General features: G+C 59.3%; 6 protein-coding genes. 4 read left to right on the top strand and 2 right to left on the bottom strand.

Features of this window, described 5'->3' with window-relative positions; all coding sequences use genetic code 11:
- Positions 1–39 precede the first annotated feature (39 nt).
- Complete coding sequence (locus NW819_RS09845; RefSeq protein WP_414383974.1) at positions 40–1155, top strand: glycosyltransferase family 4 protein; 1116 nt, start codon at positions 40–42, stop codon at positions 1153–1155.
- A 95-nt stretch (positions 1156–1250) separates the two neighbouring features.
- Here NW819_RS09845 and NW819_RS09840 read toward each other — a convergent pair whose 3' ends face one another.
- Positions 1251–2234: an ABC transporter ATP-binding protein gene (locus NW819_RS09840; RefSeq protein ID WP_414344385.1), complete on the bottom strand. Its 984-nt coding sequence runs from the start codon at positions 2232–2234 to the stop codon at positions 1251–1253.
- A 298-nt stretch (positions 2235–2532) separates the two neighbouring features.
- On the opposite strand from NW819_RS09840, the gene NW819_RS09835 reads away from it, so the two are divergent.
- Entirely contained in the window at positions 2533–3327 is a 795-nt protein-coding gene (locus tag NW819_RS09835; RefSeq protein ID WP_414413626.1) for a CDP-alcohol phosphatidyltransferase family protein, read from the top strand.
- Positions 3328–3453: 126 nt separating this feature from the next.
- Positions 3454–4302, top strand: a complete 849-nt coding sequence (locus NW819_RS09830; RefSeq protein WP_414413625.1) for a methyltransferase domain-containing protein — start codon at positions 3454–3456, stop codon at positions 4300–4302.
- A gap of 57 nt (positions 4303–4359) precedes the next feature.
- Here the strand turns inward: NW819_RS09830 and NW819_RS09825 are convergent, their stop codons facing one another.
- On the bottom strand, positions 4360–4980 hold the full coding sequence (locus NW819_RS09825) for a uracil-DNA glycosylase (protein WP_011433970.1): 621 nt from the start codon (positions 4978–4980) through the stop codon (positions 4360–4362).
- A 280-nt stretch (positions 4981–5260) separates the two neighbouring features.
- Between NW819_RS09825 and NW819_RS09820 the strand changes: the two genes are divergently transcribed.
- Entirely contained in the window at positions 5261–6721 is a 1461-nt protein-coding gene (locus NW819_RS09820) for a TldD/PmbA family protein (RefSeq protein WP_414413624.1), read from the top strand.
- The last annotated feature ends 176 nt before the right edge of the window (positions 6722–6897 follow it).

Genomic DNA, 6897 nt, shown 5'->3' with positions numbered 1-6897 from the left:
CAGCGTTGCGGAGCAATAACAGTAGGCTTGGGATCCCTGATGCGCATAGCCCTGTTTACGGAGACGTTTCTGCCCAAGGTGGACGGCATTGTTACCCGCCTCTGCCACACGGTGCGTCACCTAACCGCTCGTGGTAACTCGGTGCTCATCGTCGCGCCCCGGGGAGCCCCGCGGCGGTTTGCACGGGCACGGGTTTACGGGATCCCGGGGATGCCGCTGCCTCTGTATCCAGAGTTGAAGCTGGCTGCCCCCGGCCCGGCCATCGGCAAGTTGCTCAGCCGTTTCCGACCGGATGTGATCCACGTGGTGAACCCGGCAGTTTTGGGATTGGGGGGCCTCTACTACAGCCAGACGATGGGGATCCCGCTGGTGGCCTCCTACCATACCCATCTGCCGAAGTATCTGCAGCATTATGGGCTGGGCTTTCTGGAGGGGGTTTTGTGGAATCTCCTGAAGCTGGGGCACAATTTGGCGCGGGTCAATCTTTGCACCTCGACGGCCATGATGCAGGAGCTGAGCGCCCACGGCATTGAGCGGGTGCAGCTGTGGCAGCGAGGAGTGGATACGGAGTTGTTTCATCCCCAGGCGGCCAGTTCAGAAATGCGGGCTCGGCTCACCGCAGGGCAACCGGAACGGCCTCTTTTGCTCTATGTGGGGCGGCTTTCGGCTGAGAAGGAAGTAGGGCGGATCCGGGTGTTGCTAGAGCGGATCCCACAGGCGCGCCTAGCTATTGTGGGGGATGGGCCAGAGCGGGGATCCCTGGAGCAACATTTTGCCGGCTACGATGTGGTGTTTACGGGCTATCTGCAGGGGGAGTCTCTGGCAGCGGCCTTTGCTTCGGCGGATTTGTTCGTGTTCCCCTCCCGCACCGAGACCTTGGGGCTGGTTCTGTTGGAAGCCATGGCTGCCGGTTGTCCGGTGATCGCCCCCCGCTGCGGCGGCATTACCGATGTGGTGGACAGTGGGCGCAATGGCTTTCTGTTCGATCCCAATTCGGATAGCGACTTTGTCCAGGTTACCCAGCAACTCCTGAGCAGCGTCGGGCAGCGACAGCTCTTCCGACAGCAAGCCCGCCAAGAGGCAGAACGTTGGAGCTGGTCGGCAGCCACCCAACAGTTGGAAGGCTACTACCGGGCTGTTATTGCCGCCGATTAGCGGTGCGGAGCACAGAGTCCCCTACTGGGAAATACTCAGGGCAGAACTCCGTCCTGCTCTCGGGGTTCTCCATAGCACCAGTGCGAACGGCCAGCCTAGGCAGAGACCGGATGATCCCCTTCAATGGCCCGCACTTGCTCCACAAAGAATTCTTCTAGGGATTGCCGTTGCCAATGCAAGTCGGTGACCAGTGCCCCCGCTTGGTTCAAAAGGCTCAGCAACTCCGGTAGGGATCCACTCCATTCCCCCGACCAATGGGATCCCTGAATCGAGAAGTGCTCTAGGCGGTCGCGGAACTGTTCGACGGCGCCACCGTGCCCCTGTACCCGATAGCTTTTGCTCTCTCCCAGCAAGTCATCCAAAGTTCCCTGATGCACCAATTTGCCGCCGATGATCAGGCCGACTCGGTTGCAGATAACTTCCACATCCGCCAGGATATGGCTGTTGAAAAACACCGTTTTGCCCTGCTGCTTGAGGGACAGAATGATCTCGCGCATTTGATAGCGGCCCATGGGATCCAGTCCTGACATCGGCTCATCCAGAAACACCAGCTCTGGGTCGTTGATCAGCGCTTGGGCCATGCCAGTGCGCTGCAGCATGCCCTTGGAGTAGGTGCGCAGTTGTTTTTTGCGGGCCGTATCTATAGAAAGCCCCACCAGCTCCAGCAGTTGCGGGATCCGCTCCTTCAACAGGCTATTGGGCAGACCAAACACCTTGCCGGCAAACTGGAGAAACTCCCATGCCGTCAAGTAATCGTAAAAATAGGGGTTCTCCGGCAAATATCCCACCTGTTGCTTGATGGAGCGATCCCCCAGGGGTTTGCCCAGCAAAGTGCCGCTGCCGCGGGTGGGCTCCACAATGCCCAGTAGGCATTTGATGGTGGTGGTTTTCCCGGCCCCGTTGGGCCCCAGCAGCCCAAAGGTTTCTCCGCGGGCCACAGTCAGAGAAAAATCTTTGAGGGGGCTGACCACCTTGTTCAGCCAAAATCCTGTGCGATAGGTTTTGGTCAGGCCGGTGATGGCAATGACCGGCTCTGGTGCCGCGAACGCTTCTGCTGGGGAAGTGGGGGTCTCGCTCATGGACTCGCTCGTAGGTATGTTGGAGTTGAGGGAGAAAAAGGTGCCGCGAACACCGAGTTAAGGAGCACACAGTCCGCCAGGCGATAGGCTACCCAGCCTAACCTTTAGTTTACCCACAGGCTTTGTCCCAGCCTAGGCTTGCCGCAGCACTTCCGGTAGAGGAAAGGGGCCAGAGCAAACATACTCCGCGTAGGTATCCGCTTCATTCGCAACAGCGGTGCGGTTCCTTTGCCGTAGGCACAGCACTTTGCTCTGACCTCCCTTCAGTAGCATTCTCATCATCTGGGATGATTCTGGGATGATGATTTCCATCGCGTTGGCGGTGCGGAGCAAGAAAATTGAATCCAGAGGTTTTGTGCCTCTGGCCTCTGGGATCCCAGCCGGTGGTGATCATCGGCAACAGCGTTGCAGAGCAATAAGAAAGGAGTGTTTCTTGCTGGATAAGGTGCTTAGGCAGTGGAAGGAGCGGCTGTTGGCTCCAGTGCTGCAAACCCCTCTCCAACAGGTGCATCCCCTAGCCATTACCCTGTCGGGGTTTGCTGTGGGCCTGGCCTCTGGGACAGCGGCAGCTTACGGGGCCTACGGGTGGGGGCTGGGCCTGTGGTTGCTGAACCGGTTTATGGACGGGCTGGACGGCACGTTGGCTCGTCTGCAGGGACGGCAAAGCGATCTGGGGGGCTACCTGGATATGCTGCTGGACGTGGTGGTCTACGCAGTCGTTCCCCTGGGGCTGGCCTTTCACCAGGGATCCCTGCTGGGCTATGCTTCTCTGGCTCTGATGCTGGCCAGCTTTTACATCAACCTTTGCTCCTGGATGTATTTGGCAGGGCTGTTGGAAAAACGGCGTTCGCGACAGCGTTGCGGAGCAACAAGGACGGATGGCACTGTCGGGGCGGGATCCCTGGATGAACTGACCAGCTTAAGTATGCCGTCGGGGCTTATCGAGGGCAGCGAAACCATCTTTTTCTACGGCTTGTTTTTCCTTTTCCCGGAGTACATGGTGGGCTTGTTTGGGCTGATGGCGATTCTGGTGCTCTTGAGTGCTGTGCAGCGGTTGGTTTGGGCGCTGGGATCGCTTTCTGCTCCAAGGTGAGTTCGGAAGGAGTCTGTCCCTATGACTCCGTCCGGCTGGCGCGAGTTGGGTTTCAAGACCTCCCCATCAAGCCCCACCGGGCAAGAGGATCCAAAATGAGAAAGCCATAGACCGAGATCTGCCGCCGTGACCTCCACCCTCAACCAACGCATTCGCCACTTCTACGATGCCTCCTCCGGCCTCTGGGAGCGGGTGTGGGGGGAGCACATGCACCATGGCTATTACGAGCCGGGCCAAACCGGTAAGGATCGCCGCCAAGCTCAGATTGACTTGATCGACAGGGTTATCCAGTGGGGCCAGATCGGGGATCCCTGCCCTCCCCAGCACATTCTTGATCTTGGCTGTGGCATTGGGGGAAGCAGCTTGGAGTTAGCCCGGCGCTTTGGGGCACAGGTTACGGGCATTACCCTCAGCCCCGTCCAAGCCCAGCGGGCCGGGGAGCGCGCCCAAGAGGCCGGCCTGAGCAACAAGGTGCGATTTCAGGTGGCCGATGCTCTGGAGATGCCCTTTGCAGACAACACCTTTGATCTGGTGTGGTCTCTGGAAAGCGGCGAGCACATGCCGGATAAGCGGCAGTTTCTGGCCGAGGGCTGGCGGGTCTTGCAACCGGGCGGGCAGGTGATGGTGGTAACCTGGTGCCACCGCGAGGGATCCCTGAGTCGGCAGGATCAACAGCTTTTGCAGAAAATCTACGAGGTGTACTGCCTACCCTATGTGATCAGCCTCTCCGGCTACGAGGCTCTGGCCCAACAGGTGGGCTTTGAGCAGTTGCGCAGTGCTGACTGGTCGGAGCGGGTGGCCCCCTTCTGGGATGAGGTGATCGCTTCCGCCCGCGACTGGCGCTGGATCCCGGCTTTGCTGCGCAGCGGCTGGGTTACCCTTCGGGCGGCACTGGGGCTGGGCCTGATGCGTCGGGCTTATGCCACCGGCTTGCTCCGCTTTGGCCTCTTGACTGGGTTCAAACCCAAAAGCTAGCCCACCGCAGGGATCCCTTGCTCCCCTTTGGGAGAAGGGGCGCTTGGGAAAATGGGCTCAAAAGTCCGGCTGAGGTGGCGTTGTGCCGTTGAGTTCCAGATACTTTTGCTTCACCGCCTGGATGTCCTGCCACATCAACCACTTGGGGCTGCCAGGGGTGCGGTCTGGGTTGCGCAGCAGATAGGCCGGGTGAAAAATGGGCATACACCAGCGTCCCTGCCACTGGATCCATTCCCCGCGGATCTTGGTGATCCCTCGCTTCTCGCCCAAAAGGGAGCGCACCGAGGTGGCCCCCGTGAGCAGAATAATCCAGGGATCCACCAGGCGAATCTGCTCCAACAGATAGGGACGGCAGGCGTCCATCTCCTCCTGGGTGGGCACGCGGTTGTTAGGGGGGCGGCACTTGACCACATTACAGATGTAGGTGTCCTGCTCGGGATCCAGCCCCACCGAAGCCAGGATTTTATCCAGCAATTGTCCCGACTTGCCCACAAAAGGCAGCCCCTGCAGGTCTTCGCTTTCCCCTGGCCCCTCTCCGATGATTAAAATCCTTGCCTTGGGGTTGCCCCGATGCACCACCACATGGGTACGGCTGGCTGCCAAGTCGCAGCGCTGGCATACCAAACAATGCTGCTTCAGTTGCTCCAAATCCCTGTAAGTGCCGGGGGGGATGGACACCTGGGCCGACAGGGGGATCTGATCCCACTGGGGGAGTGTCTCCTCCGCCGGGGCTGGCGGCTCGATGGGATCGTCAAATAGGCTGGGCTGAAGCTCCGGCGGTTTTTTCTTGGCAGCCATTGCAAGTCGAGGTTTCCTTGTGCAGCGATCTTCGATTGCTCCCCCGCCCTTGTCAAGCTCAAGGCCAACCTGCCGGCAGGGGAGAACCTTTACTCCTTGTTAAACTGAGAAAACGAAAACTTGCGCCGGCCTTAGCTCGTCTCTACTCCCTGAGCCTGCCATGCTGCTTTTGTCCAAAGAACTGCCCAACCTGAACTACCGTCATACTCTACAGCGCTTCGACGAGGATTGGCGGGATCCCCTCTCTGCCCTGTTGGGCTGGGGGCGCGCTGCCGGTGCCGATTTGGTGGAGATTTTTCTAGAACGGGGCAATTCCATCAGTTGCCTGGCCGAAGATGACGCCATCACCAGCATCACCCCACGGCTCTCCACCGGGGCCGGCGTGCGGGTGTTTCGCGGCTTGGCCGACTGCTACGTCAGCACCAACGATCTGTCCTTTGCCGGTCTCAAGGCTGCTCTGGAGAAGGGCCTTTCGCTGATGGGCTTCACCCCTCCTGGCCCCACAGCGCTGGTCTCTGCCGTCAACCTGGAGATGCTGCAGGACTACGGCGAGCGTCGCCGCAAAGATGGCTGGTTGAAGGAATGTAGCCCCATTGCGGAGATGGGGGAGATCCTGCTCAAAGCCAACGAGCAACTGGGTCGCCAAGCCCGCCATGTGCAGTCCCGCCGCACCACCTATTTCCGCGATTGGCAAGAGATTCTGGTGGCCTGCAGCGATGGCACCTTTGTGCGGGATGTGCGCCTCACCCAATCCGTGAGCTCTACGCTGCTCTGTGCCGATGGATCCCATCGCGCCTCTGTCAGTCAACGCTCCGGCGGTACGGGGGATCCCAACTTTTTGCGCCGTTGGGATCTGGAGGCCCATAGCCGGGAACTGGCAGAAGCCGCCGGCCAGATGCTCTATGCCGACTATGTGGAATCCGGCACCTACCCGATTGTGATGTCCAACGCCTTTGGCGGCGTCATTTTCCACGAAGCCTGCGGCCACTTGTTGGAAACCACCCAGATTGAGCGCAAAACCACTCCCTTTGCCGACAAAAAAGGCCAGAAAATTGCCCACAAAAACCTCACCGCCTGGGACGAAGGTCTCTCTGAAGGGGCCTTTGGCAGCCTGGATGTGGATGACGAGGGGATGCCCGTCCAGCGCACTTTGCTAATTGAAAAGGGCATTTTGAAGAACTTCCTGGCCGACCGGGCCGGCTCAATGCGCACCGGCCACCCCCGCACCGGCAGCGGTCGCCGACAGAACTACACCTTTGCCCCTGCCAGCCGTATGCGCAACACTTACATCGCCCCTGGAGATGCAGAGTTGGACGATCTTTTTGCTTCTATCGACAAAGGCATTTACTGCAAGCGTATGGGGGGAGGGAGCGTCGGCCCCACTGGGCAATTTAACTTCGCCGTCGAAGAAGCCTATCTCATCGAAAACGGCAAGATTACCAAACCCCTCAAGGGAGCCACTCTGATCGGAGAAGCCAAAGACATCTTGACCAAAATCTCCATGTGTTCCAAAGACCTCAGCTTGGCAGCTGGGTTCTGTGGCTCTGTAAGTGGCAGCATTTACGTCACCGTCGGGCAGCCTCACATCAAGGTAGATTCCATTACCGTGGGCGGTCGCTAATTCCAGGGATCCACCTCGACATGGCCTATGACAACGTCTGCAAATATCTGGCCGAGCGTTTCCCAGAGCAGTTTGTCCGCTGGCTAATGGGAGAAGTGGCTCGGCTCCGACTCTATCGGAGGTATCCTCACCTATCCGTGCGGCAGGTGGTCAAGGTGCTCCGCACCGCTAACGCG

This window comes from Synechococcus sp. R8-2 (assembly GCF_047461715.1).
Classification (GTDB): domain Bacteria; phylum Cyanobacteriota; class Cyanobacteriia; order Thermostichales; family Thermostichaceae; genus Thermostichus.
The sequence above is the reverse complement of the archived record's forward strand: the minus strand, read 5'-3'. Positions and strand labels throughout refer to the sequence as shown.

Bases quoted from the DNA above. Each gene is read 5' to 3' on its own strand.
- NW819_RS09835 (WP_414413626.1), top strand. From the start codon at position 2,533: ATGATGATTTCCATCGCGTTGGCGGTGCGGAGCAAGAAAATTGAATCC.
- NW819_RS09840 (WP_414344385.1), bottom strand. From the start codon at position 2,234: ATGAGCGAGACCCCCACTTCCCCAGCAGAAGCGTTCGCGGCACCAGAG.
- NW819_RS09845 (WP_414383974.1), top strand. From the start codon at position 40: ATGCGCATAGCCCTGTTTACGGAGACGTTTCTGCCCAAGGTGGACGGC.
- NW819_RS09820 (WP_414413624.1), top strand. From the start codon at position 5,261: ATGCTGCTTTTGTCCAAAGAACTGCCCAACCTGAACTACCGTCATACT.